General features: G+C 63.3%; 26 protein-coding genes and 1 other RNA gene. 17 read left to right on the forward strand and 10 right to left on the reverse strand.

Annotated elements, in window-relative coordinates:
- Positions 1-86 precede the first annotated feature (86 nt).
- On the forward strand, positions 87-4,019 hold the full coding sequence (locus EOA13_RS13195; RefSeq protein WP_127293082.1) for an AsmA family protein: 3,933 nt from the start codon (positions 87-89) through the stop codon (positions 4,017-4,019).
- A 13-nt stretch (positions 4,020-4,032) separates the two neighbouring features.
- On the opposite strand, the gene EOA13_RS13200 is transcribed toward EOA13_RS13195, so the two are convergent.
- Positions 4,033-4,470 carry a helix-turn-helix domain-containing protein gene (locus EOA13_RS13200; protein ID WP_127293084.1) on the reverse strand — a complete coding sequence of 146 codons (438 nt, stop codon included), beginning with the start codon at positions 4,468-4,470 and terminating at the stop codon, positions 4,033-4,035.
- Positions 4,471-4,626: 156 nt separating this feature from the next.
- Here EOA13_RS13200 and EOA13_RS13205 point away from each other — a divergent pair, with 156 nt between their 5' ends.
- Positions 4,627-6,429, forward strand: a complete 1,803-nt coding sequence (locus tag EOA13_RS13205; protein WP_127293086.1) for a chloride channel protein — start codon at positions 4,627-4,629, stop codon at positions 6,427-6,429.
- Here EOA13_RS13205 and EOA13_RS13210 read toward each other — a convergent pair.
- The 4 genes from EOA13_RS13210 to EOA13_RS13225 all read right to left on the reverse strand — a co-directional run bounded on the left by EOA13_RS13210 (position 6,426) and on the right by EOA13_RS13225 (position 8,207).
- The gene (locus EOA13_RS13210) at positions 6,426-6,650 is read right to left on the reverse strand and encodes a ribbon-helix-helix domain-containing protein (protein WP_127293088.1); all 225 of its coding nucleotides are present in this window, start codon (positions 6,648-6,650) and stop codon (positions 6,426-6,428) included. The genes EOA13_RS13205 and EOA13_RS13210 overlap by 4 nt on opposite strands.
- Positions 6,647-6,844, reverse strand: a complete 198-nt coding sequence (locus EOA13_RS13215) for a DUF4169 family protein (protein ID WP_127293090.1) — start codon at positions 6,842-6,844, stop codon at positions 6,647-6,649. Before EOA13_RS13215 ends, EOA13_RS13210 begins: the two co-directional genes overlap by 4 nt.
- 15 nt (positions 6,845-6,859) lie before the next feature.
- The gene (locus tag EOA13_RS13220) at positions 6,860-7,399 is read right to left on the reverse strand and encodes an SspB family protein (RefSeq protein WP_127293092.1); all 540 of its coding nucleotides are present in this window, start codon (positions 7,397-7,399) and stop codon (positions 6,860-6,862) included.
- Positions 7,400-7,517: 118 nt separating this feature from the next.
- Positions 7,518-8,207, reverse strand: coding sequence for a TetR/AcrR family transcriptional regulator (locus EOA13_RS13225; RefSeq protein ID WP_013531017.1), 690 nt, complete (start codon positions 8,205-8,207; stop codon positions 7,518-7,520).
- A 187-nt stretch (positions 8,208-8,394) separates the two neighbouring features.
- On the opposite strand from EOA13_RS13225, the gene EOA13_RS13230 reads away from it, so the two are divergent.
- Positions 8,395-9,600, forward strand: a complete 1,206-nt coding sequence (locus EOA13_RS13230; protein WP_127293094.1) for a multidrug effflux MFS transporter — start codon at positions 8,395-8,397, stop codon at positions 9,598-9,600.
- 44 nt (positions 9,601-9,644) lie between these two features.
- On the opposite strand, the gene EOA13_RS13235 is transcribed toward EOA13_RS13230, so the two are convergent.
- Both EOA13_RS13235 and ssrA read right to left on the reverse strand, forming a co-directional pair.
- The gene (locus EOA13_RS13235; RefSeq protein WP_127293096.1) at positions 9,645-10,199 is read right to left on the reverse strand and encodes an AAA family ATPase; all 555 of its coding nucleotides are present in this window, start codon (positions 10,197-10,199) and stop codon (positions 9,645-9,647) included.
- An 84-nt stretch (positions 10,200-10,283) separates the two neighbouring features.
- Positions 10,284-10,643, reverse strand: a transfer-messenger RNA (tmRNA) gene (gene ssrA, locus EOA13_RS13240).
- A gap of 170 nt (positions 10,644-10,813) precedes the next feature.
- Between ssrA and EOA13_RS13245 the strand changes: the two genes are divergently transcribed.
- The 6 genes from EOA13_RS13245 to EOA13_RS13275 all read left to right on the forward strand — a co-directional run bounded on the left by EOA13_RS13245 (position 10,814) and on the right by EOA13_RS13275 (position 15,479).
- Entirely contained in the window at positions 10,814-11,125 is a 312-nt protein-coding gene (locus EOA13_RS13245; protein ID WP_023813086.1) for a DUF2853 family protein, read from the forward strand.
- A gap of 155 nt (positions 11,126-11,280) precedes the next feature.
- Complete coding sequence (locus EOA13_RS13250; RefSeq protein WP_127293098.1) at positions 11,281-12,075, forward strand: thymidylate synthase; 795 nt, start codon at positions 11,281-11,283, stop codon at positions 12,073-12,075.
- A gap of 364 nt (positions 12,076-12,439) precedes the next feature.
- On the forward strand, positions 12,440-13,234 hold the full coding sequence (gene modA, locus EOA13_RS13260) for a molybdate ABC transporter substrate-binding protein (RefSeq protein WP_127293100.1): 795 nt from the start codon (positions 12,440-12,442) through the stop codon (positions 13,232-13,234).
- A gap of 15 nt (positions 13,235-13,249) precedes the next feature.
- Positions 13,250-13,954, forward strand: coding sequence for a molybdate ABC transporter permease subunit (gene modB, locus EOA13_RS13265; RefSeq protein WP_127293102.1), 705 nt, complete (start codon positions 13,250-13,252; stop codon positions 13,952-13,954).
- Positions 13,951-15,063, forward strand: a complete 1,113-nt coding sequence (gene modC / locus EOA13_RS13270) for a molybdenum ABC transporter ATP-binding protein (protein ID WP_127293104.1) — start codon at positions 13,951-13,953, stop codon at positions 15,061-15,063. Before modB ends, modC begins: the two co-directional genes overlap by 4 nt.
- Before the next feature lie 74 nt (positions 15,064-15,137).
- Positions 15,138-15,479: a winged helix-turn-helix domain-containing protein gene (locus EOA13_RS13275; protein ID WP_127293106.1), complete on the forward strand. Its 342-nt coding sequence runs from the start codon at positions 15,138-15,140 to the stop codon at positions 15,477-15,479.
- Between the two features lie 36 nt (positions 15,480-15,515).
- Here the strand turns inward: EOA13_RS13275 and cobF are convergent, their stop codons facing one another.
- Positions 15,516-16,316: a precorrin-6A synthase (deacetylating) gene (gene cobF / locus EOA13_RS13280; protein ID WP_127293108.1), complete on the reverse strand. Its 801-nt coding sequence runs from the start codon at positions 16,314-16,316 to the stop codon at positions 15,516-15,518.
- A gap of 185 nt (positions 16,317-16,501) precedes the next feature.
- On the opposite strand from cobF, the gene EOA13_RS13285 reads away from it, so the two are divergent.
- The 6 genes from EOA13_RS13285 to EOA13_RS13310 all read left to right on the forward strand — a co-directional run bounded on the left by EOA13_RS13285 (position 16,502) and on the right by EOA13_RS13310 (position 22,119).
- Positions 16,502-17,503, forward strand: a complete 1,002-nt coding sequence (locus EOA13_RS13285; protein ID WP_127293110.1) for a DUF4424 domain-containing protein — start codon at positions 16,502-16,504, stop codon at positions 17,501-17,503.
- On the forward strand, positions 17,503-18,021 hold the full coding sequence (locus tag EOA13_RS13290; RefSeq protein ID WP_023813075.1) for a dihydrofolate reductase: 519 nt from the start codon (positions 17,503-17,505) through the stop codon (positions 18,019-18,021). Before EOA13_RS13285 ends, EOA13_RS13290 begins: the two co-directional genes overlap by 1 nt.
- 168 nt (positions 18,022-18,189) lie before the next feature.
- Positions 18,190-19,314, forward strand: a complete 1,125-nt coding sequence (hflK, locus tag EOA13_RS13295; protein ID WP_023813074.1) for an FtsH protease activity modulator HflK — start codon at positions 18,190-18,192, stop codon at positions 19,312-19,314.
- Positions 19,314-20,279, forward strand: a complete 966-nt coding sequence (locus EOA13_RS13300; RefSeq protein WP_127293112.1) for a protease modulator HflC — start codon at positions 19,314-19,316, stop codon at positions 20,277-20,279. Before hflK ends, EOA13_RS13300 begins: the two co-directional genes overlap by 1 nt.
- Before the next feature lie 6 nt (positions 20,280-20,285).
- Positions 20,286-20,474 (forward strand): DUF2065 domain-containing protein, encoded by a 189-nt coding sequence (locus tag EOA13_RS13305; RefSeq protein WP_023813072.1) that lies wholly within the window; start codon positions 20,286-20,288, stop codon positions 20,472-20,474.
- Positions 20,475-20,601: 127 nt separating this feature from the next.
- A complete protein-coding gene (locus tag EOA13_RS13310) occupies positions 20,602-22,119 on the forward strand; it encodes a DegQ family serine endoprotease (protein WP_127293114.1) in 1,518 nt (505 codons plus the stop codon).
- Between the two features lie 46 nt (positions 22,120-22,165).
- Here the strand turns inward: EOA13_RS13310 and EOA13_RS13315 are convergent, their stop codons facing one another.
- Both EOA13_RS13315 and serB read right to left on the reverse strand, forming a co-directional pair.
- A complete protein-coding gene (locus EOA13_RS13315) occupies positions 22,166-22,738 on the reverse strand; it encodes a GNAT family N-acetyltransferase (protein ID WP_127293116.1) in 573 nt (190 codons plus the stop codon).
- The gene (gene serB, locus EOA13_RS13320) at positions 22,735-23,622 is read right to left on the reverse strand and encodes a phosphoserine phosphatase SerB (protein WP_127293118.1); all 888 of its coding nucleotides are present in this window, start codon (positions 23,620-23,622) and stop codon (positions 22,735-22,737) included. The genes EOA13_RS13315 and serB overlap by 4 nt, the downstream gene beginning before the upstream one ends.
- On the opposite strand from serB, the gene miaA reads away from it, so the two are divergent.
- Positions 23,612-24,580 carry a tRNA (adenosine(37)-N6)-dimethylallyltransferase MiaA gene (gene miaA / locus EOA13_RS13325; protein WP_127293120.1) on the forward strand — a complete coding sequence of 323 codons (969 nt, stop codon included), beginning with the start codon at positions 23,612-23,614 and terminating at the stop codon, positions 24,578-24,580. The two genes, serB and miaA, sit on opposite strands and share 11 nt — an antisense overlap.
- A 105-nt stretch (positions 24,581-24,685) precedes the next feature.
- On the forward strand, positions 24,686-25,477 hold the full coding sequence (locus EOA13_RS13330) for a GGDEF domain-containing protein (protein ID WP_127293122.1): 792 nt from the start codon (positions 24,686-24,688) through the stop codon (positions 25,475-25,477).
- Positions 25,478-25,558 lie beyond the last annotated feature (81 nt).

The following is a 25,558-nucleotide window of genomic DNA, read 5'->3' on the forward strand; positions in this document are numbered from 1 at the left end:
CGCGCAACACTGGATGAATTGCCTCTTTATCGACACGCGGATGCGGGTAGAGTGCGGCAGAATTTCAATCAACCCGTTCGGAGCTGATGCTCGCACGCCTGTTCGTGATCTTCGGTGGCCTTTTTGTGCTGGTGCTGTGTGCGGCGCTGGTGGTGCCGTATTTTGTCGACTGGACAGGCTACCGCGCCCAATTCGAGCGCGAGGCGAGCGCCATTCTCGGCCGCAAGGTGACCGTGCAGGGCGACGCCACGGCAAGGCTGTTGCCGTTCCCCTCGGTGACCTTCTCGAATGTCGCTGTCGCCGGCGGCCCCAATGGCCAGCCGGCCATGACCGTCGAGACGTTTTCGATGGATGCGGAACTGGCGCCCTTCCTGCGCGGCGAAGTGCTGATCTTCGACATGCGGCTGGTGCGGCCGAAAGCGACCATCGACATCGCCAATGACGGCACGGTCGATTGGGCGATACGGCCGTCCTCGCCCTTCGACCTCAACCAGATCTCGATCGAGAAGCTGACGGTGACGGAAGGCCAGGTCGAACTGCGCCATGCCGCCGGCGGGCGTAGCCATCTGTTTTCCGAGATCAATTCAACCATCTCGGCCAAGTCGCTGGCCGGGCCATGGCGCATGGACGGCACGATGCGGCTGGACGGGTTGCGCACCGCGGTCACCGCGTCCACCGGCAAGGCCGAAGGCAACGGGCAGATGCGGCTGCGGCTGAAGGCCGATCCCGATGCCTATCCGCTGGTCATCGAGACAGACGGCAATGCCGGCATCGTCAATGGCGCTGCCGTCTATTCCGGCCAATTCAAAATCTCCGGTGCGGACAAGAACAGCGCCGAGCTGCGCGGCACCGATGGCGAGACGGTGAAAGTCTCGGCCGGCAAGCCCGATCCGGGCTTTCGGCTGAACGGCAAGTTTTCGCTCGACCACCAGAAACTCGGCGTCGACGAATTCCGCTTCGAGACCGGGCCGCTCGACAACCCCTACACCGCTGATGGCAAGGCTTCTGTCGATCTCGGGCTGAAACCGAGTTTCGCCATCGAGGCCAATGGCGCGCAGGTGCAGTTCGACGAGGCGGTGGGCGCCGAGGCCGGCGCCGGCCTGACGCTGGACCAGCGCATCGCGGCGTTTGAGCAGGCGCTGCTCGACATGCCGAAGCCGACCATTCCCGGCACCGTCGAGGTCAAGCTGCCGGCGGTGGTGGTCGGCGACACCACGGTGCGCGACGTTCATCTTTCCGCCGAGCCGGTCGATGGCGGCTGGTCGGTGAAATCGCTTGCCGCGACCTTGCCCGGTCGCACCACGCTGGAAGCCGATGGCATGCTGGTGCTCAATTTAGAGGGTCACTTCGGCTTCAACGGTTCGCTGCTGCTGGCCGTGGCGCAACCTTCCGGCTTTGCCGCCTGGCTGTCGAAGGATGTCGACGAGGCGATCCGCCGTTTGCCCGCCGCCGGCTTCAAGGCCAAGGTCGACCTCTCGCAGAAGCGCCAGGCCTTCAGCGATCTTGAACTGATCCTGGGCAAGGCGAGGTTTTCCGGCCGCATCGATTCCAGCCAGCCCGACGATGCCAAGCCCTCAGTGCTGATGCGGCTCGAAGGTGGCGAACTCGATGTCGACGGGCTGGCGGCCTTTGCCTCGATCTTCGTTAGCGACAAGGGCGCCAATCGCTTTGCCGACCGCGACCTCGATTTCCAGATCAAGGCAGGGCCGGTCAACGCTGGCGGGTTGACCGCGGATACCGTCGACACGGCGCTCAGGCTGCGCGACGGGCTGCTCGAAATCGACCGGCTGTCGGTGGGCGGGCTGGCCGGCGCCTCGATCAGCGCCACCGGCAGGATCAAGGATTTCCCGGCGAGCCCGACCGGCAAGCTCGATGCATCGGTGGTTGCCGTCGACCTGAAGCCGCTGATCGACGTCGCCGCCCAGCACTATCCCGACAGTGCCGTGCTGAAAGGGCTGGCGAGCCGCGCCGCTGCCTATCCCGAGCTGTTCCAGGATGCGCGTGTCGACCTGGTGGCGAGTGCGGCCGACAATGGCGACGGCACCACCGGCCTGGCGGTGAGCGGACAAGGCAAGGCCGGCGGCTCGGCCTTTTCCGCATCGCTGTCGGGGAAGGGGGTGGTGGACAAGCTTCTCGAAGCGCCGGTGGCGCTTACCTTCAATGCCAAGAACCCTGACGCCACCACGCTGCTGGCCCTTTACGGCCTGCCGGCGCTGCCGCTCGGCATGCTGGGCGAGGCAAGCACCGACATTCAGGCCAAGGGAACGCTGGGTGGCGGCCTGGCGACGAATTTCAGCCTTGCCGGCAACGACTTCAAGGCTGGTTTCGAAGGCACGATCGCCGATACGCCGCAAGGCTTCGCCGCCAAGGGCAAGCTCAGCCTCGATGCCGCCGACATCGAGCCATGGCTGATGACGACAGGTATCGGCCTGCCGGGCATGGGAGCGGGCATGTCGACGTCGCTCGCCGCGCAGGGCGACTATGGCAACGGCCTGCTGGTGCTGGACGAACTCAGCGGCGCCATCAACGAGGCGGCAGTGTCCGGCGACGTCAATATCGATGTAAAGGAGGGGGTCGACGGCAAGGCCGGCGTGCCGCATCTGGCCGGGGCGCTGGCGCTCGACGAACTCGACCTCGATCCGATGGCGGTGGCGCTGTTCGGCGATTCCGCCTTTCTTGCCGACAAAGACGGGGCCGACAAGGAAGGGGCAGGCAAGGGTGGCGTGTGGCCGGCGACACCGTTCAGCCAGAAATCCAGCCTGCCGTTCACCGCCGACCTAGACCTGACGACGGCAGCGCTCGCCGCCGGTCGGTTCGCCACGGCCTATGACGCCGCTTTTTCGCTCAAGCTCGACCAGGAAGGCATCCGCGTTTCGGATTTGAAGGCGAAATTGCTGGGCGGGGCGCTGACCGGCCTGTTCGAGCTGAAGAACAATGACGGCACGGGGCTGTTCACCGGCCAGATGAAACTGGCGGGCGCCGATCTGGCGACCGTGCTGCCGGATGCCGGCATCAACGGCATCGGCGATTTCTCGACGGCGCTGTCAAGCAGCGGCAAATCGGTCGAAGGGATGGTGGCCGCCTTGTCGGGCTCCGGCACGGCGACGTTGAAGGGCGTGAAAGTTGCTGGCGTCAATCCAGATGCGTTCAGTGCGTTCCTCGCCAAGGCGGACGCGATCGGGCGTGACATCGATGCGGCCAAGACCGCCGGCTTTGCGCCTGACATCGCCGCTGATGGCAGCTTTGCCGCTGGCGATACCGACATAGCCTTCACGGTTGCCGGCGGCACGCTGCGGGCGCCGCCGGTCAGCCTGGAAAATCCGGCAGCGACCTTGTCCGCCGACGTCACGGCGGATCTCAACGCGGCCACGGTGTCGGCCAAGGGCGCGATCACCTATCGGCCTGGCGACGAGGCACTGGTCGGCTCCGAGCCGGTCGTGAATTTCACCGCCGAGGGGCCGTTCGGCGCGGTGAAACGAGCATTCGACAGTGAGCCGCTGGCGCAGTTCCTGACCCAACGCGCGCTGGAAAAGGAACAGCAGCGCGTCGAGGCGATGCAGGCCGCGCTGCTCGAAAAGCAGCGGCTTCGGCGCGAGGTCCGCTACTACGCGGCGCTGCAGGATGCTCGCGACAAGGCGGCCGAAGAACTGCGCAAGCAGCAGGAAGCGGCGCGGCTGAAAGCCGAGGCGGACGCCAAGGCAAAGGCGGAAGCGGATGCCCAGGCCAAGGCTGAGGCGGACGCAAAGGCCAAGGCCGATGCCGATGCGAAGGCGGCTGCCGAAAAGCAGGCCGCCGACGAGGCGGCCAAAGCGCAGGCCGAGCAGGAGCGGCAGAAGGCGGAAGAGGCGGTGCGCATGGCGGCGCAGGAAAAGGCAAGGCTCGAGGCCGAGCGCAAGGCCGCGCAGCAGGCTCCGAAGGTGGAGCGTGCCCCGCTGCCGCAGGCCAACGACAATCCGCCGCCGGCCAAGCCGAAGTCCAATCCGTTCACGATCGACAATCTGCTGAAGTCGCTGCAGTAGTAGTCGACGGCGGTTACCCACGGTCCCGATCGAGCAGCCGCCGCAGCATCGGTTCGATACGCGACAGTTCGTCGAGATGCACCGCCGACAGTTCGGCCAGGCAATCGTCGGCGCGCTCGGTCAGTTGCAGCAGCACGCGACGGTGGTCGTCCTTGTCCTGATCCCTTGTGACCAGCCCCGCCTCGCCGAGGCGGTTGACCAGTTCGACGGCGCTGTGGTGGCGAATGCGCAGGCGTTCCGCAAGGTCGCCAACCGTCGCCGGCCCGCCGCCGGGGAATCCCTTGATCGCCAGCAGCGCCTGATGCTGGCGCGGGGTCAGGCCGGCGTCTTCCGCCTGGACCTGGCTGAATTCGAGGAAGCGGCGGATCAGGTAGCGAAACTCCGATAGCCGCTGGTAATCGGCCTGGCTGATGGCGGGGCGTGGTTTTTGTGGCTGCGACATATCAGACATGTGTTCGTTTTCCGGCGAAAGCTCAAACGGATTTCGGGCGAAACCGGCTTGAATATTTATATCGTGTTACGATACATAGCCACCAACAAGCCCGGCTGGCCGCTTCGACCGTGCCGCATCTCAGACATACGGCGCGCCGCCAGGAAGCAAACTGCCATGAAGACCCCTCACTCGAACCCGGAACATCTGCGCGATTTCACCACGGATGCCAGGGTGCTGTTCGTCGCCGCCATTGCCGTGGTGGTGGCGACAGCCGGGTTGTTTGCCGGCATCGCGCTTTTGAAGCTGATCCGGCTGGCCACCAACATCGCCTATTTTGGCCAGTTCACGCTCGCCGATCTGAAGCTCGAGGACACGCCGCTGGGCTATGCCTCCGTCATCGTCCCGGTGATCGGCGCTCTGATCATCGGCCTGATGGCGCGCTTCGGCAGCGAGAAGATCCGCGGTCATGGCATTCCTGAGGCCATCGAGGCAATCCTGCTCGGGCGTTCCAGGCTCGACGCCAAGGTGGCGATCCTGAAGCCGCTGTCGTCGGCGATCTCGATCGGCTCCGGCGGGCCGTTCGGCGCCGAGGGCCCGATCATCATGACAGGCGGCGCGATCGGCTCGCTGATCGCGCAGATGCTGCCGGTCAGCGACAACGAGCGCAAGACGCTGCTGGTGGCGGGTGCGGCAGCAGGCATGACCACGGTGTTCGGAACACCGATCGCCGCCATCATGCTGGCGGTCGAACTGCTGCTATTCGAATGGACCCCGCGCAGCTTCATTCCTGTGGCGGTCGCGGCCGTTATCGCCGAGGTCGAGCGCACCATGCTGCATCTGCCCGGGCCGATCTTTCCGTTTCAGGGCGGCATGGAGGTGTCCTTTGTCGGCCTTGCCGGCTGGGTGGCGATCGGCGTTTGTGCAGGACTTTTGTCGGGGCTGCTTACGCAGATGGTCTATGCCTGCGAGGACGGTTTTCAGAAGCTGCCGATCCACTGGATGTGGTGGCCGATGCTTGGCGGCCTTGTGGTCGGCATCGGCGGACTGATCGAACCGCACGCGCTCGGTGTCGGCTATGACAACATCACCGACATGCTGGACGGCCGCACGGTCGCGACGGCAGCACTCCTCCTGCTGGTGGTGAAGGCGATCATCTGGTCGGTTGCGCTCGGCTCGGGAACGTCGGGCGGTGTGCTGGCGCCGCTGTTGATCATGGGCGGGGCTATGGGCGCTGTGCTCGCCGGCGTTCTGCCTGCCGCGGATCCGGGTTTCTGGGCGCTGCTGGCGATGGCCGCCACGATGGGCGGCACGATGCGTGCGCCGCTGACCGCCACGTTCTTCGCCGTCGAACTGACCGGCAACACGCATATGCTGGTGCCGCTGATTGCTGCCTGCGCCGCCGCGCACGCCGTCACCGTGCTTCTGATGAAGCGGTCGATCCTGACCGAAAAGATCGCCAGAAGGGGACATCATCTGGTTCGCGAATACCGCGTCGACCCTTTCGCCCTGACCAGGGTGCGCGAGGTGATGACGTCACAGGTCGAAAGCGTGCCGGCGACGATGACGCTGCATGGCGCGGCAGCGTTCCTGACAGCGCCGGAAACACGGCATCCGAGTTTCCCGGCGGTCGATGAGCACGGTCATGTGCTGGGCCTCATCGATCCGCCGGCTATATTGCGATGGAGACGCGCCGGCACGCACCGCACCACCACGCTTGGCGCGTTGCTGGCCGGCAGCAAGGTGACGTTGGCCTATCCGGATGAATATCTCGAAGGCCTCTCCGACAAACTGCTGATGGCCAACGTCTCTCATCTGCCCGTCGTCACCCGTGAGGGCTTGCAACTGGTGGGCTATGTCGGCTGGAAGGATTTGATGCGCGTGCGGTCCAGGAAACAGGCCGAGGAGCGCGAGCGTTCGACCTTGCTCGGCTTCGGCACCAGACGCAGGAAAAAGGAAGACGTGGTCGAAAGCCTCTAGGAACTCGTTCCGCGCTTGGCGCAGTCGAGGACATAGAGCCTCAGCGCCGAGGACAGGTTGGTGTCGCGGGGCCGCGTCTCGTCGACTTCGGCGACAAGAGCGGCGAGCGTCAGTTTCCTGGTCGCCGCGATCGCGACGAGGTCCTCAAAAAAAGGTTCTTCAAGGGAATAGCTGGTGCGGTGGCCGCGAATGGTCACCGAGCGCTTTTCGACCGCGCTCACTGTTCGCCCGATTCGCCATGCTTTTCGCGGCGGTGTCCAGCGACGAAGTTCTCGGCCTTCTCGGCGAGGATGCGGTCGCGTTGCTTCTCTGTCTTGGAGCGGCCGTGCAGGGCGCGGTTCTGGCTGGCGTCGCGTTCCTTCTCCAGCCTTGCCCTCTGCTTGCGGGCCTGGCGGAGATTGACGATGTCGGCCATGGCGCGAAGCTTGGCTTATTTCTTGCGGAAGGCGTCGAGCGAAACCACTTCGGCGCCCTTGGTGGCGGCGTCCGCCGCTGCGGGCTTCTTCTCCGCCTCGGCGGCAGCTGCCTTCTTCTCGGCCTTCGGCTTTTTCTCGGAAACGATGGTCAGCGGCTCGGGCGTTGGCGTGGCCGGTTCCTCGGCAGCCGCGCCATCCGTCTTGACGTCGAATTCGAGTTCGAAATTGACTGAAGGATCATAGAAGCCGCGCACGGCCGAGAACGGGATTTCGAGTTTTTCCGGCACATCGGAAAAGGACAGGCCAACCTCGAAGCCGGTGTCGGTCACCTTCAGGTCCCAATACTGGAACTGAATGACGATGGTCATCTGCTCGGGATAGCGCTCGCGCAGCCGCGAAGACACGCGTACGCCCGGCGCGCCGGTCAGGAAGGTGATGAAGAAGTGGTGGTTGCCGGGGAGGCCGGTGCGCGCGACCTCGGCCAGGACCTTACGCATGACGCCGCGCAACGCCTCCTGGGCCAGAATGTCGTAGCGGATGTGGTCGTCGGCCATGTGGCGGTCGGGTTCCGTTGAATCGTCCGCATAGCTGTAATCAAGCTTGAGGGCGGCGTAAACCGCATATAGATCACCCTCGCGCGGAAGCGAAGACTATTGCCAGCGATTTGATCGCTCAGGCGCTGGCGAGCGCGCTTTGCTTTTCGGACGATGCCGCGGACCGGCGCTTGCCGAAGGCGCGCAGGAAGGTGCGCACGCCATTGGTCGCGGATTGCAGCACCTCGTCCTCGCGCGGCGAGCCGCCAAGCATGAAGGTGGTCTGCAGTTCGGCATTGACGAGGCCAAGGAACTGGCGCGCCGCCACGTCCGGGTCCTCGATCGTGAGGTAGCCGCCATAAGCGAGGCGGGCGAAGCGGGCGGCGATTGCCGGCCATGTCCTGCCCGGTCCCTGTTCGCGCCATTCAGCAAACAGTTCGGGATAGCGCTCGCCTTCGGTCTGGATCAGCTTGCGCAGGAATTTTCCGTCGCGGTTGCAGATGCAGTTCTGGTTCAGGCGCACGGCAAAGCCGATCAGGTCGGCTTCGAGATCCCCCGGCTGGTCGGGGAAGGTGGCAATGGTGGCGAAGATGCCGGCATTGCAGCGTTCGGTGAGGTCGCGGACCACGGCGACGAACAGCTTCTCCTTGTCGCCATGATGGTTGTAGATCGTCTGGCGCGAAACGCCGGCTTCAGCCGCGATCAGATCGATGTTGGCGCCGGCGAAACCTTCGCGGCAAAACACGGTGGCTGCGGAGTCGACGATCGACAGGCGCTTGGCCTCATGGCCGCGTGGCGGGAAAATGTCAGGAGAAACGTGCAGCTTCATAAAAACCATATAGAGGTGATTGACGATTTAGACAAGAGTGTCTAAATTTGTGGACACAAGATAAAGAGATTTCGCGTGAGAGAGACGAATGGAATTCGCTCTTGAGGTGTCGGAATCTCACGGGATGGAACGTCCTAGGTTAGACGTCGCCTGGCGGCGGCAACCAGATTTGAAAGAAGCCTTTATCATGAGTCCCAAATTCCTCCGCATCGCGGTCGTGCTCGGCTTGTTGTCCGCCATCGGCCCGTTCGCCATCGACATGTATCTGCCCGCGCTGCCGTCGATCGGCGCGGATCTGCATGCCGGCACCGCTGCCGTGCAAATGAGCCTGTTGATCTTCTTCCTGTCGATGGGGTTTGGCCAGATCGTCGTCGGGCCGATCTCCGACATGGTCGGCCGCAAGCTGCCGCTCTATGGCGGCCTTGCGCTGTTCATGGTCGGCGGCATCGGTTCGGCAATGGCGCCGACCATCGAATGGCTGATCGCTTTCCGTTTCCTGCAAGGGCTTGGCGCCAGCGCCGGCATGGCCGTTCCGCGCGCCATCGTGCGCGACCTGCACACCGGTAATGAGGCCGCCAAGCTGATGTCCTTGCTGATGCTGGTGTTTTCGGTGTCGCCGATCCTGGCGCCGCTGACCGGCAGCGTGATCATCGAGAATTTCGGCTGGCGCGCCGTGTTCTGGACGGTGACGGGCGCGGCTCTGCTGGCCACCATCCTTCTGGCGACTTCGCTCAAGGAGACGCGGCCGGTGGAAGATCGCGCCGGGTCCTCCTTCGGCACAGCGCTGTCGGCCTACCGCTTCCTGATGGGTGATCGCAACTTCCTCGGTCTGACGGCGATCGCCGGCTTCGGCATTGCCAGCTTCTTCGTCTATCTGTCGAGTTCGTCGTTCATCCTGATCGACCATTACGGGCTGTCGCCTTCGGTCTACAGCGTGTTTTTCTCGATCAACGCGGTCGCCTTCATCGGCATGTCGCAGATGACGGGGCTGCTGGCCGAGCGCTTCGGCCTGAGGCGCGTGGTGCGCGTCGCGGTGACCGGCTATGCGACGACGATGGTGGTGCTGTTCGCGGTGATGGCGACGGGTATCGACCGGCTCGACGTGATGGCGGCGCTGCTGTTCGTCGGCTACGGCTTCCTCGGCCTGGTCATTCCGACCACCTCGGTGCTGGCCATGGAAGAACATGGCGAGATTGCCGGCACCGCTTCAGCGCTGATGGGCACGCTGCATTTCGCCATCGGCGCACTCGCCATGGGTGTTGCCGGCGTGTTCTTCGACGGTACGCCGCTGCCGATGGTGGCCGGCATCACGCTCTGCGCGGTGATTTCCTTCACGCTGGCCAAGTTCACGCTCGGCCGCTCGCGCGAAGCCGTCGAGGCGCCGGCGGAATAAGCAACCAAAACAAATGAAAAAGGCCGGGTTCATCCCGGCCTTTTTCATGCCAATCCTGCCTCGATCAGTACGAAGCGCAGCCGCTCCTCGACCGTCGCCAAAGGCAGCGGGACGAGTTCATAGCCCAACTCCGTGTAGACGCCGACCAGCGCATGGTGGGTACGCTCGGCCTCGTCGAGCGTCTGCTTGCGCTCTTCATCCTGCGCGAAGATCTCCGGCCATAGCGGGGCGACGAAGACACGCTGATGATAGCGGAAGCGCTCGGCGGCAGCGGTGGCGTGTTCGGATAGCGGCAGGCCGCTCAGCCTGAGATAGCCGAGCGTGTCCGGAACGCCACGATCGAAAAAAACAGGACGCCCGGTCTGTTCTTGCGCAATTTGATACGAGCGCATCTCCCATGACAGCATCAACTCGGCGAACAGGGCGCGATCACGCCAGGGCAAAGCGGGTCCGCCAATGGCGGACTGGTCGCGGATGATGCCGCGCCCGGCTTCCACCGAGGTGGCAAAGCCTGCGTGGCGCAGGGCTTCGATCAAGGTGGTCTTGCCGGAACCGGGACCGCCGGTCAGCACAAAGAAGCGATCGGAATCGTTTTGCATGTTTTGTCCATGGAGGGAGCACGCGGCCGGGCGCCTTCGCGGCGAAGCTGCCACTGCGCATGCTGCATATCGGAGGAGGGGAGAAGTGGAGGTTTCTGTTGCCAGGTACCTCCGAACCCCGCCTAGAAGTGCGAACCTCTAGGGCTTGATTTGAAGCTATCGCACCGCTTACGCGGCGAGACGTGCTTCCGCATAGTTGTCATTTGCAACTACAGGTTTAGCCCGATGACGGTGGTACCATGCCGGGCAAAAGTACGATCTTTACACCTTCGTCGATCCTATTTCGCCCCCAGCAAAAACCGCTCTGTCATCAACAGCGGCTTTTGGTGGAGGCGCCGGGTACCGCCCCCGGGTCCGAACGGCTTATTTCATCGCCCATTTATCGCCATAGTCGGTCAAGCCGACAAACTGAATATAGGGGGCCATCGCAGGAAATGGAAGGCCGCAATGGCACTTTGTCCCCCTGACAAAACCGCAAGTCCAAAGGGTTGACTTGGGCGCGGTCTCAACCGAAGCTTTACCCCGGTGAGGAGTTACCGACCTAGCGCACATGTTGCAGCAGCGCGCCACAGCCCTCATCGATCGGATCCGTGGCGCCGACGAGGGGAATTTTGATGGCCGACTATCTTGCAGACGTGAAGAAATACGATGCCGGCGCCAGTGCTGATGCGGTTGAAAAGATCGTCAAGCACCTGGGCATCGCGCTCAGGAACCGGGATTCCTCGCTGGTATCCTGCACCGACCCGAAGGAACTCGGGCGTGTCAGGGACAACTGGGTCGCCAAGAAGCTCGGCATCAGCGATGCAGCGAAGGCCGATGCATCCATCGAGAAGACCTGCAAGGCAATGGCTGCCGACAACACCAAGAGCCGGGTGACTTTCTACTACCTCGTCGCGAAGGACCTGGGCAAGCTCGGCTCCCTCTGACGACCGCGCTTCAATTCGCAGGGCTGGCGCGGTCCATGCCAGCCCTGACGTTGTTGGGGACTGGCTGGCTTCGGGCAGGGCTTGCGCTGCTTTGTGGTGTTCGATTGCCTGTCCGTAAGCTATGATGGCTGGACAACCGAATCGAGCCGGAACCGATGCGCCAGTATCTCGACCTCCTGCAGCACGTGCTGGACAACGGCGCCGATCGCGGCGACCGCACCGGCACCGGAACCCGCTCCGTCTTCGGCTACCAGATGCGTTTCGACCTGGCGCGCGGCTTTCCCGTCACCACGACCAAGAAGCTGCATCTCAAGTCCATCATCCATGAGCTTCTGTGGTTCCTGGCCGGCGACACCAACATCAAATACCTCGCCGACCATGGTGTTTCGATCTGGGACGAATGGGCCGACGAGAATGGCGATCTCGGCCCGGTCTACGGCAAGCAATGGCGCTCCTGGCCGGATGGCCATGGCGGCTCGATCGACCAGATCGCGAATCTCCTCAAGGAGATACGCAAAAACCCTCAATCGCGGCGGCTGATCGTTTCGGCATGGAATCCAGCCGAGGTGGAAGCGATGGCGCTGCCACCCTGCCACTGCCTTTTCCAGTTCTATGTTTCGGAAGGGCGGCTCTCCTGTCAGCTTTACCAGCGGTCGGCCGATATCTTTCTCGGCGTGCCGTTCAACATCGCGTCCTATGCCCTGCTGACCCTGATGGTGGCGCAGGTCACCGGGCTGAAACCCGGCGATTTCGTCCACACACTTGGCGATGCGCATCTCTACTCGAACCATTTCGAGCAAGCACGCGAACAACTGCGGCGCACGCCGAAGGCGCTGCCGACGATGTGGATCAATCCGGAGGTGAAGGACCTGTTCGCCTTCCGCTTCGAGGATTTCCGACTGGAAAACTACGTCGCAGACGCGTCGATCAAAGCGCCGATCGCGGTCTAAGGCCGCAAATTTCAGTCGATGCCGACCATCACGTCCGAGACCTTGACCACGGCATAGGCCTGCTTGCCCTTTTGAGCTTGAGATCGGCGACGGCCTCGTTGGTGAGCGAGGCGGTGACGATGGCGCCGCCACCGATGTCGATCGTGACATGCGAGGTGGTGGCTCCTTGACGATCTCGGCGATCGTTCCCCGGAGGGGATGTTGCGGGCACTGATCTTTCCAGGGTTTCTTTGCCGGTCTTTCGAGGACAATTGGTGTCGTACGGACGCTTTCATGGGGCGCCGGGCCTTCCCTTGTTATATTCATGCGGATATATCGGTCGGAGACTTAGGGCTGACTAGCTTTCAAACCGAGGAGAGTTTCCATGCTGCGCAAAGGTTTTGGATCGAGGGCGATCGCCATTGGCGGTTTCGCTGCGGCGCTGATGGCAGTCGTGCCGGCAGCACATGCGGAAGACAAGGTGGTGGTGTTTGCCGCGGCCAGCCTCAAGGACGCGCTCGACGCCGTGAACAAGGCCTGCGAGGCCGATGTCGGCGAGGCGGCGACTGTCTCTTATGCCGCGAGCTCGGCGCTGGCCAAACAGATCGAGGGCGGGGCGCCTGCCGACGTCTTCATCTCGGCCGACCTCGACTGGATGAAATATCTCTCCGACAAGAAGCTGACCAAGCCGGACACCGAAGTGAAGCTGCTCGGCAATGAGATCGTGCTGGTGGCGCCGAAGGACTCGGCGGTCGACACCAGGATCGAGAAGGGTTTTGACCTCGCCAAGCTGATCGGCGACGGCAAGCTCGCCATGGGCGACTTCAAAGCGGTGCCGGCCGGCAAATACGGCAAGGCCGCACTTGAATCGCTCGGCGTCTGGTCCTCGGTCGAAGGCAAGGTGGCGCAGGCCGAAAACGTGCGCGCGGCGCTGAAGCTGGTTTCGACGGGCGAAGCCGCCCTTGGCATTGTCTATGCCACCGACGCGCATGCTGAAAGGGGCGTCAAGGTGGTCGGCACCTTCCCGGAGGATTCGCATCCGCCGATCATCTATCCAGTTGCCCAGACCGCCGATTCGAAGGACAAGGATACGCCGGCTTTCCTGAAATGCCTGCAGTCGGCCAAGGCGGCCGCGCTGTTCAAGGATCAGGGATTTACTGTGCTCGCGCCGAGCAACTGAGTTCCAAGGGGCACTATGAACTGGCTGCTGGATCTCACTCCCGACGAATGGAATGCGGTTCGGCTGTCCATCAAGGTGGCAACGGTGGCGATGCTCGCCAGCCTGCCACCAGGCATCTTGATTGCGCTGCTGCTTGCCCGGGGACAGTTCTGGGGCAAGACCGTTCTCAACGGGCTGGTGCATCTGCCGCTGATCCTGCCGCCCGTGGTGACCGGCTATCTGCTGCTGCTCACCTTCGGCCGGCGCGGCCCGGCCGGCGCTTTCCTGGCAGAGCATTTCGGCATTGTCTTCTCCTTCCGCTGGACAGGTGCGGCGCTGGCCTGCGGCGTCATGGGCTTTCCGCTGATGGTGCGGGCGATCCGATTGTCGATCGAGGCGGTGGACCGCAAGATGGAAGCGGCGGCGGGAACGCTCGGCGCCAATCCGCTGTGGGTGTTTGCCACCATCACGCTGCCGTTGATTCTGCCCGGGCTGATCGCCGGCGCCATCCTGGCCTTCGCCAAGGCGATGGGCGAGTTCGGCGCCACCATCACCTTCGTCTCCAACATTCCCAATGAGACGCAGACATTGCCGTCGGCGATCTACACCTTCACGCAGGTGCCGGGGGGCGATGAAGGGGCGCTCCGCCTGACGCTGATCTCCATCGTCATCTCCATGGCAGCACTTGTGGCCTCGGAGGTGCTGGCGCGGCGTGTCGGCCGGCGACTGGACATCGAATGAGCGTTCTCGTCGACATCAGTCATCGGCTCGGCGGTTTCGCCATCGACGCCCGCTTCGAAAGCGCTGGGCGGCTGACGGCGCTGTTCGGAGCGTCTGGGTCGGGCAAGACGACGCTGATCGACATGATTGCCGGGCTGATCCGGCCCGACAAGGGACGCATCGAGGTCGACGGCCGTGTGCTGGTCGATACCGGTGCCGGCATTTTCGTGCCGAAGCACAAGCGCCGCATCGGCATGGTGTTCCAGGACGCACGGCTGTTTCCGCATATGAGCGTTGCCGGCAATCTGCGCTACGGCCGCTGGTTCACGCCGCCGGCGGAGCGCTACGCCGATATCGATGCCGTCGTCGACCTGCTCGGCATCGGGCCGCTCATGAACAGGCGGCCGGCAAAGCTCTCGGGCGGCGAGAAACAGCGCGTGGCGATCGGCCGGGCATTGCTTGCCAGCCCCAGACTGCTGCTCATGGACGAACCGCTGGCCTCGCTCGACGAAGCGCGCAAGGCCGAAATCCTGCCCTATGTCGAAAGGCTGCGCGACGAGACGAAAATCCCGATCGTCTATGTCAGTCATTCAGTCGCCGAAGTGGCGAGGCTGGCCAGCGACGTGGTGATGCTGGCGCAGGGCAATGTCGTTGCCAGCGGGCCGACCGAGGCGGTGATGCAAAGGCTCGACCTGTTGCCGGCGGAGGAGCGCGGCGAGGGCGGCGCCGTGCTGGACACCAGGGTGCTGCATCACGACGAGACTTTCGGCATGACCGTGCTCGGCTCGGCCGCGGGCGAGTTCCGGGTGCCACAGCTGGCGATGAAGACAGGTACGCCGGTGCGCATCCGTATCCGCGCCCGCGATGTGATGATCGCCACCGAAAAGCCGAGGGGTCTCAGCGCGCTCAACATCCTGCCGGGGACCATTACCGCGATGAGCCCCGGCGAAGGGCCCGCGGTCGAGGTCGGTATCGACTGCAATGGTGCAACCGTGCTTGCCCGCATCACCGAACAGTCGCGGCAGGCGCTGAAGCTCCATCTTGGCGGCAAGGTTTTCGCGGTGATCAAGACGGTGAGCTTCGATCGGGCGAACACCGGCGCCGGCCTGCCCGCCGAGGTGGATGGGTGATCCCGCTATATCTTTTTGGAATAGCGGTTTCGCCAGGGAGCTTCTAGTATGAGGTTGGACCGCGGAGAATAATGATGCCGTCGCTGAGCTTGCGGATAAATCTCGACCCCGACGGGCGCGTCGGGCCGGGCAAGATCGAACTCCTGGAACAGATCGCCGCCTTCGGCTCCATTTCGGCCGCCGCGCGCGGCATGGAGATGTCCTACAAGCACGCCTGGGACCTGGTCGAGGACATGAACCGGGTGTTCGGCAAGCCGCTGGTGGCGGCACAGACCGGTGGCCGCAAGGGCGGCGGCGCGCAACTGACGGCTGTGGGGCTGGCGGTGGTCAGCCGTTTTCGCGCCATCGAGCGTGCGGCGGCTGCGGCGGCGGCGACGCATATGGAGGCGCTGCAGGCGGAGATTGATGCGGGATAGGGTAGGCAGTAGGCAGTAGGCAGTAGGCAGTAGGGCCTATTCCTCTTCCCTGGGCTTTCGGAGCAGGTACGTATCCATGATCCAGCCTTTCATTCGGCGGGCGTAGTCGCGAACCTTTTCGATCTCCGCACCGACATCGCCGAGACGGCCCGAAATGAGGAGCTCGTCTGGTGTGCCGAGATAGGCGCCCCAGTGGATGATCAGATCCTTGTCGTCCAGCGTGTTGAAGGCGCATTTGCCGTCGAGCAGGACGACCGCGCTTCCGGCATTGTCCGGCATGCCTTCCTCGGTCAGGCGGCGGCCGGTGGTGATGAGGACGGAATCGCCGATGCGGTTCAGTGCCATCTTGTGGCTGGCGGCCAGCGCCTGGACAGCGGTGATGCCGGGGATCACCTCAAGCTCGAACGCTACATTTCCTCGCAGGCGCACGCGCTCGAGGATGCGCAACGCGCTGTCATAGAGCGAAGGGTCGCCCCAGATCAGGAAGGCGCCGCAGCCGTCGTCTGCAATCTCGTCGCGGATCAGGCCTTCGTAAATGGCGGCGATGGCTTCGTGCCAGTCGTCGACGGTCGCGCGGTAGGAGGGGGCCGGCCCATCTTCTACTGGCCCATCTTCCATTGGCAGGTCGCGCGCCGGCACGTCGAATTCGACGCGGCGGGACTTCGGATTGGTGACGAAGCGGTCGCATATCCGGCGGCGCAGTTCGGCCAGCTCATTTTTTTTCGCGCCCTTATCGGGAATGAACAGCACATCCGCCCGGTTCAGGCCTGATATGGCCTGAACGGTCATGTGGTCGGGATTGCCGGCGCCGATGCCGATGACGAGAAGCTTGCGCATGGGCGAATTCCTGCCCGATCGGAACCCGTTAGTCCAGACCGCGCTGGCGCGTGTCCAGACCGCTGCTGGGTGTCCAGACCGCTTGCTCCAGACCCTTTTTGGTGCGCTAGCGGATGCGGAAGGGCTTTGAAACGCTACATTGAAACGGCTAGGGTCCTGCAGGCATTCTAGCCGAGGGGGCTTCCATGTTGCGATATGTTCTGACCGCCGTGCTGGCCCTTTCGCCCGCGCCCGCCTTCGCCAATGATTCGGTTGCCGAACTTGGCACTGGCGGCCTGATCCTGTCGCGCAGCGATGCCGTGGCGATGCAAAGCGAGGACCTTTTCATCTCGCCGGAAAAGGTCACGGTCGACTATGTCTTCCATAACAACACCGATCGGGATGTCGAGGCCATCGTCGCTTTCCCGATGCCCGAAATATCGGGCAATCCCGAAGAAATCCCGGCGATTCCCGAAAACCAGAGCGACAATTTCCTCGGCTTCGAGGTGACGATCGACGGTGCCGCCGTCAAGCCTCAGCTGGAGCAGAAGGTGTTGGCGCTAGGCATCGAAATCAGCGCAGAGCTGAAGGCGCAAAACGTGCCGTTCTATCCTTTCGGCGATGCGGCGAAGGCGGCGCTGGCCAAGCTGCCGCAAGCGGTTGTCGATGACTGGGTGAACCGCGGCATCATCATCGAGGACACCGGCAGCGACGGCACGGAGACGACCAAGGTCTACACGCCGTTCTGGCAACTGCGTTCGACCTACTGGTGGCGTTCGACCTTTCCGGCCAACAAGGACGTCCATGTTTCCCACCACTACAGACCGAGCGTCGGCGGCACGTCTTCAGTCAGCTTCTTCTACGACGGCAAATTCCAGGGTCAGTATGCGGCCTACAAGGCCCGCTATTGCATGGATGATACATTCGAAAATGCGGTGCGCAAGGCGGCCAAGAGCGACCCTGACGGCTACCCCAAATATGTCGAGAACCGCATCGCCTATATCCTGACCACCGGCGGCAACTGGGCCACCGGCACGATCGGCAAGTTCAAGCTGACGATCGACAAGGGCAATCCGAAAGCCCTGGTCTCGTTCTGCGGCGACAATGTCAGAAAGACCGGACCGACGACATTCGAGATGACGGCGGATAATTTCTACCCCGAGCGCGACATCGACATCCTGATCCTCGAGTCAACGGACGACAATTGATGCATGTCGCAATCTACGTTGCCATCGCCGAGAACGGCGTGATCGGGCGGGACGGCGGGCTCCCGTGGCGGCTCTCCACCGATCTCAAGCGCTTCAAGGCCGATACGATGGGCAAGCCCATCATCATGGGCCGCAAGACCTATGAGGGCATCGGCCGGCCGCTGCCGGGCAGGTTGAACATCATCGTCACCCGCGACAAGACCTGGCGCGCCGAGGGCGTAGAGGTGGCACATTCGCTCGAAGCCGCGATCCAACTGGCGACGGAGCGCGGGCGCCGCATGGTCGGTGTGGACGAGGTGTGCGTCATCGGTGGCGGCGAAATCTATGCCCAGGCCATGCTTCTGGCCGATCGGCTGCATGTCACCCATGTGCTGGCAGCGGTCGACGGCGACGCGCATTTCCCGCCGATCGATCCTGATTCCTGGCGTATTGTCAGCTCGCACGACGTCCCGGCCGGGGAAAAGGACAGCCACCCGACGCGCTATTCGGTTTACGAGCGGCGTCGAGAGAGACATTGACTGAAAAAAGGGGCATTGAAGGAAGACAAAGGGTCGCGACCGGACAAATCGGACGAAGTCGGCAGCGCATCGCGTTGAAAGCGCCTCGTGGCGTCCCTATAGAAGAACAATACTGGATTTTGCGCCGTAATACCGGCGCTTGAGGGAATTCCAAGCGAAAGGACATTCATGCCCTGGAACGACAAAAGCGGCGGTGGCGGCGGCCCATGGGGTGGCGGCGGCAACAATCAGGGACCCTGGGGGCAGGGTCCAAAGGGACCCAGCGGCCCACAGGGCTCGCCTCCCGATCTCGAAGACATCATCCGCCGCGGCCAGGACCGGCTGCGGCGCGCTCTGCCGGGTGGCGGCGGCGCAAGCCCGGCTATCTTCGCCCTGATCGCGGCTGCACTTGTGGTGCTGTGGGCGTTCAAGGCGGTTTATACCGTGCAGCCCGACGAGGTCGCGGTCGAATTGCGCTTCGGCAAGCCGAAGACCGAACTGTCGCAGCCTGGCCTGCATTTCCATTGGTGGCCGCTCGAAACCGTCGAGACGGCCAAGATTTCCGAGCAGCTCGTCGATATCGGCGGCGGCGGCGCGACAAGTGGCAACACGTCCGGGCTGATGCTTACCGGCGACCAGAACATCGTCAACGTCCAGTTCTCGGTGGCCTATCAGGTCTCCGACCCGAGCGCGTATCTCTTCGATGTGTCCGATCCCGACGGCATGCTGCGGCAGGTTGCCGAAAGCGCCATGCGTGAAGCCGTCGGCCGCCGGCCGGCGCAGGACATCTTCCGCGACGACCGCCAGGGCATTGCCGCCTCGGTGCGTGAAATCATCCAGACGACGCTGGACGGCTACAAGGCCGGTCTCAACGTCAACGCCGTCTCGATCGAGGATGCGGCACCGCCACGTGAAGTGGCCGATGCGTTCGACGAGGTGCAGCGCGCCGAGCAGGACGAGGACAAGTTCGTCGAGCAGGCCAACCAGTACTCCAACCAGAAGCTCGGGCAGGCGCGCGGCGAGGCCGCACAGATCCGCGAAGACGCGGCCGCCTACAAGAACCGGGTCGTGCAGGAAGCCGAGGGTGAGGCGCAGCGCTTCATCTCGGTCTATGACGAATATGCCAAGGCGCCCGATGTAACGCGCAAGCGCCTCTACCTGGAAACCATGGAGAAGGTTCTGAAGGATTCGAGCAAGGTCATCGTCGAGCAGGGCAACGGGCAAGGGGTCGTTCCCTATCTGCCGCTGCCGGCATTGCAGCCGAAAGCGCCGGCACCCGCTGCGCCCAGTGGCGTTACGGGAGGTAACCAGTGATGGCCAACCGTCTTCCCATCATCGTCGTCGCAGCAGCGGTTATCCTGTTCCTGCTCTATTCGTCGGTCTTCGTGGTCAATGCGCGTCAGCAGGCGCTGGTGCTCAGGTTCGGCGAGATCGTCGACGTCAAGAGCGAACCCGGCATCTACTTCAAGGCGCCGTTCTCGTTCTTCGACGCCGATACGGTGCAACTGATCGAGAACCGGGTGCTGCGCTTCGACCTCGACAACATTCGCGTCCAGGTCTCGGGCGGCAAGTTCTATGAGGTCGATGCCTTCATCGCCTATCGCATCTCGGATCCGCGGGTCTTCCGCGCCGCGGTGTCCGGTCAGATCGAATTGGCCGAGGCCCGGCTCAGGACGCGTCTCGACGCTGCCTTGCGCCGTGTCTATGGTCTGCGTGATTTCGAGGCAGCACTCTCCGAAGAGCGCGGCGTGATGATGCGCGAAGTCCGCGACCAGCTCAGGCCCGATGCCACATCGCTCGGCCTGCAGATCGAGGATGTCCGCATTCGCCGCACCGATCTCACGGCCGAAGTCTCGCAGCAGACCTTCGACCGCATGAAGGCGGAACGCCTGGCGGAAGCTGCCCGGCTGAGGGCACGCGGCAACGAAGCGGCGCAGCGCATCACGGCCCGCGCCGATCGCGAAGTGGTCGAGATTGTCGCCGAAGCGCAAAAAGAGTCGGAAATCCTGCGCGGCGAGGGCGAAGCCCAGCGCAGCGCCACCTTCGCGGGAGCCTATCAGCGCGATCCGGCCTTCTTCGACTTCTACCGGTCGATGAACGCCTATGGCACGGCGCTGGACAACACCGGAACGACGATGGTGCTTTCGCCGAACTCGGAGTTCTTCCGTTTCTTCCGCAATCCCGACGGCGGCGAGGGGCCGGCAAAGCCGGCTTCGCCTGCGCCAAACGCTCCGGCGACGGCACCCGCCGCGCCGGCACAGCCCAGCACCGGCCAGTAGCGGCCGGTGCAGGATTTTCTTGCCGCCATGGGCCTGGTCCTTGTCATAGAGGGTCTGGTCTATGGCGGTTTTCCCGGCCTGGCCAGGAAACTTGCCACCGAAGTGCTGTCGCTGCCCGAGAACGCGCTGCGGATCGCCGGGCTGGCGGCGATCGTGATCGGCGTCGGCATCGTCTGGCTGGTACGAGGCGCATGACGGCTGCGATGATTTATCCTCTGCCGATAGTCATAGCCGCAAACGTGCCGTATTTTTTGCCAACATGGCGTGACGCGGCGTTTTCGTCGAAGCGCTTTTCTTTTCAAGGATACCGGGAGGCTTCTCGATGACATCCAATACAATTCTGTGCGCGGCTCGGCGGACATTTATCGCCAGCGCGGCGGCACTTCTTGTCAGCGCCGTCGCTGTCCCGTCCTTCGTGACGCCGACATTTGCCGCCGATGGACCCGCTTCGGTCGCCGATCTGGCGCAAGGCCTGCTCGGCGCGGTGGTCAACATATCGACCTCGCAGACGGTCAAGGGCACCGAAGGCCCGGGCGCCGTGCCGATGCCGCAATTGCCCGAGGGGTCGCCCTTCCAGGACTTCTTCGACGATTTCTTCAAGAACCGCGGCGGTGACAAGGACAACGGCTCGCAGAAGGTGCAGTCGCTGGGCTCCGGCTTCGTCATCGATGCCGAGCAAGGCATCGTCGTCACCAACAACCATGTCATTGCCGATGCCGACGACATCGAGGTCAATTTCTCCGATGGTGTCACCTTGAAGGCGACGCTGGTCGGCACCGACACCAAGACCGATGTCGCCGTGCTCAAGGTCGATCCGAAAGGCCACAAGCTGACGGCGGTGAAGTTCGGCGATTCCACCAAGATGCGCGTCGGCGACTGGGTGATGGCGATCGGCAATCCGTTCGGCCTCGGCGGCACGGTGACGGTCGGCATCGTCTCGGCTCGCAACCGCGACATCAATTCCGGCCCCTATGACGATTTCATCCAGACCGATGCCGCGATCAACCGTGGCAATTCCGGCGGACCGCTGTTCAACAGCGCCGGCGAAGTCATCGGCATCAACACGGCCATCATTTCGCCGTCCGGCGGTTCGATCGGCATCGGCTTCTCCATCCCCTCGCAGCTCGCGTCCGGCGTCGTCGACCAGTTGCGCCAGTTCGGCGAGACGCGGCGCGGCTGGCTGGGCGTGCGCATCCAGCCGGTGACCGACGACATCGCCGAAAGCCTCGGCATGGCGACCGCCAAGGGCGCGCTGGTCGCCGGCGTGATCAAGGGTGGCCCGGTCGACAATGGCACCATCCAGGCGGGCGATGTCGTCATCAAGTTCGACGGCAAGGACATCCATGAGATGCGCGATCTGCCGCGCGTCGTCGCCGAAAGCCCGGTTGGCAAGGCGGTCGATGTGCTCATCGTGCGCAAGGGTGTCGAGCAGACCGTGAAAGTGACGCTCGGCCGGCTCGAGGATGGCGAAAAACTCGCCAGCGGCGAGGAGGGCAGCAATACCGACCAGGACAAGGGTGACAAGGCTCCAGCCGTTTCCACTGCTTCGGTGCTCGGCATGACGGTCGGCGAACTGAACGACGAGACACGCAAGAAGTTCAGCATCGCGGCCGATGTTTCGGGCGTCGTCATCACCGACGTCACCAAGGACTCGGCAGCCGCCGAACGCGGCATCCAGCCAGGCGAGGTGATCACCGAGATCGCACAGGAATCGGTTGCCACCCCCAAGGATGTCATGGACCGCATCGGCGCCTTGAAGGAACAGGGGCGCAAGAATGCACTCTTGATGCTGGCCTCGAAGACCGGCGAGCTCAGGTTCGTGACGATCCGAATGGACTGAGATCCGGAAGATCCGGCGAAATCCTCATCTTGAATAAAAAGGGCGGCTAGCAAGCCGCCCTTTCTCCTTGTTCCCAATCGGCGCGGGAGAGCCGGTAGAACACATGGCGCTTGAGCGCGGGGTGGCTGTCGGGAATGCCGGGATGATCGAAGTCGGCCGATGGATCGGCTCTCATGCCGAGGCGCTCCATGACGGCGGTGGAGCGGCGGTTGTCCGCGACGGCGAAGGAGACGATTTCGTCAAGGCCGATTGTTTCGAAGCCGTAGGCAAGCCATGCCTGAGCCGCCTCGGTGACGTAACCTCTGCCCCAGAATTCAGGCGCCAATCGCCAGCCGATCTCGATCATGCTGGCTGGCAGGAAGTCCATGTGATCGGTTCCGGTTACACCGACAAAACCGATACATTCGCCCGATGCGGCGATTTCTGCGGCCGCAAAGCCAATGCCATCGCGGTCGATGGCGGCGCGGAACTGATCCATCTTGGCATCCGCCTCGGCGCGGCCACGGCGGAACGGAAAGAACTCCATCACCCGGTCGTCGGAGTTTATGCGGTGGAACAGGTCGCGGTCGCGATCCTCCCAGTTGCGCAGGATCAGGCGCTCGGTACGCATTGGTTTCATTGCACAAACTCCTCCTGCCTGTAGCCTTGCACATAAAGCAGCGCGGTCAGGTCGCCATGATCGATGCGGACCTTGGCCTGTGCCGCCACCGTCGGCTTGGCGTGAAGCGCGACACCGGTACCGGCCAGGCGGATCATGTCGAGGTCATTGGCGCCGTCACCAACGGCGATGGCGTCGACGGGCGTCAGACCGAGGCGCGCTGAAATTTCGATCAGCGCGTCCGCCTTGGCGGCGCGGCCGAGGATCGGCTCGCCGACAAGGCCGGTGAAGCGGCCATCCTGTTCGAGCAGGCGATTGGCACGGTTCTCCTGGAAGCCGAGCATGGCGGCGATGCGCGTCGTGAACACCTCGAACCCGCCAGATACGAGTGCCGTCCAGCCGCCGTTGGCGCGCATGGTCCGGACCAGAACACGGCCGCCCGCGGCCAGCGTCAGGCGATTGGCGACGATGCGATCGACCACGGCGGCGTCGAGGCCCTTGAGCAACGCCACCCGTTCACGCAAAGCCGGTTCGAAGGCGATCTCACCATTCATGGATCGCGCGGTGATGGCCGCAACATGATTCTTGAAGCCGATCTCGTCGGCCAGCTCGTCGATGCATTCCTGGTCGATCATGGTCGAATCCATGTCGGCGATCAGGATTTTCTTGCGGCGGGTTTCTGCCTCTTGGACGATCACGTCGACCGCCTCGCCGGCGAGTGCCGTGCGCAAGACGGCACTCGTGACGGCGGCGTCGGCTGCCTCAGGCAGGACGAGATCGCAGGCAATAGCTTCAGCCAGCCAGACAACAGCGCTTGCGTGGACCGACCGTGAGGCCATATTCGCAAGCGACAGCGACAAAGCGCGCTCAGTGGGACGGGAAACAAGCGTGGCGATGAGCGGCATGAAACATTCCGGCGGGCAGGCGGGCGAGGGCCGCGTGAAGAACGCGATCCTGATAGCCGGGCCGACCGCCAGCGGCAAGTCGGCGCTTGCGCTCGATCTGGCCGAGCGCAGGGGTGGCGTGATCGTCAACACCGATTCCATGCAGGGCTATTCGGTGCTCGACGTGCTGACCGCCCGGCCGGAGGCGGCCGACCTCGCCCGCGCACCGCATTATCTTTATGGCCATGTCCAACCGGCCACCGCCTATTCCACCGGCGCCTGGCTGCGCGACGTGATGAAGCTGATCGAGGACGGCACATTCTCCGAACGGCCAGTGATTTTTGTCGGCGGCACCGGGCTCTACTTTCGCGCGCTGGCCGAGGGCATTTCGGAAATGCCCGACATTCCGCAGCGGGTCCGCGACCGCTGGCGCTATGAGTTGAAGGAGCAGGGCGCCGTCAAGCTGCACAGCCTGCTGCTGCGCGAGGATTCGGCGGCCGCCATGATGCTCAAGCCAACCGACAGCCAGCGTATCGTGCGCGCATTGGAGGTTCTCGATGCGTCTGGCCGCTCCATCCTGGAATGGCAGGCAGAGCGCGGCCAGCCGCTCATCGACAGGGAAAGCGCGCGTTTCCTGGTGATCGAGCCGGATCGGCCGGCGTTGGTCGGACGCATCGACAAACGCTTCGACCAGATGCTGGACAAGGGCGCGCTGGATGAGGTCAAGCGGCTTGCGGCACTTGGCCTCGATCCCGAATTGCCGGCGATGAAAGCGATCGGCGTTCGCGAACTGCAGGCAGCGATGGCCGGAGAGATTGGCTTTCCCGAGGCAATCGAACGCGCCAAGATCGCGACCAGGCAATATTCCAAGCGGCAAACCACCTGGTTCAGGCATCAATTGGGGCCGGAATGGCTGAGGTTGCGCCCCGGTGATGATCTGGAAACCACGATCTCAGCGCTTGCTTCCGATGCAACCTGAAAAGTTTACCTGCAAGGAAAGGTTCCCGTTGTGGTTGTCCAAATTAACCCTCCGTAAGCCCGCCCATGCCATAAGGTCGGTGGGCACTTTTCCAACGGGGAGCAGATGCGTTTCCACAAGGCGGAATCAGCATTTTTCGTCTTTATATTCGTGATCCTGGCCGCCGGCCTGGTGACGCTGCATGCTTACGGACTTCTGCAATCCTTCGCCGACGAGTTGCATACGGCTTCGGGTCTGGACAAGGTCATCTATCTCAACAAGCTCTTGTTCGCGACCGGCGTGCTCCTGGCCACCGCGCTGTTCTTCGGCATTTTCTTCATCTATCCGCTGATCCGCAAACAGGCGACGGAGGAAGGCAAGCTGCGCGCCATGACGGTCTCGCTCAGCGCGCGCTCGGAAACACTCGAGCATGCGGCGCTGACCGACGGCCTGACCGGCATGCAGAACCGGCGCTATTTCGATGATGCGCTGAAGGAGTATCTCGAGGAGTTCCGGCGCATCGAAAAGCCCGTCGGGCTGATGATCCTCGATCTCGACCATTTCAAGCAAGTCAACGACACCCACGGCCATGACGTCGGCGACGAAGTGCTCAAGGCCGTCGCGAACTGTCTCAAGGATATGACGGGCTACCACGATGTGGTGGCGCGATTGGGCGGCGAGGAGTTCGCCGTGGTCACGCCCAATATGGACGCCGAGCTTCTGGGCAAGTTTGCCGAGCGCATCCGCAAGGCGATCGCCAACATGTCGGTGCTGTCAGGCAATGTCCGCCTCAAGATCACCACCAGCGTCGGGCTTGCCGTCTGGGACCGCAAGGAAACAGCTGAAGAGTTCTATCGCCGCGCCGACCGCCAGCTTTACGAGGCGAAGAGGCAAGGCCGCAACCGCGTCTGCGCCTGAAATCCCATCACTGAATTCGTGAGGCTGACCGTCTGGCGCCGTTTTCTGCGCTTCCGATGCTCACGGACTCAAATGTCCGCT

It is taken from the genome of Mesorhizobium sp. M7A.F.Ca.US.011.01.1.1 (assembly GCF_003998295.1).
Taxonomy (GTDB): Bacteria; Pseudomonadota; Alphaproteobacteria; order Rhizobiales; family Rhizobiaceae; genus Mesorhizobium.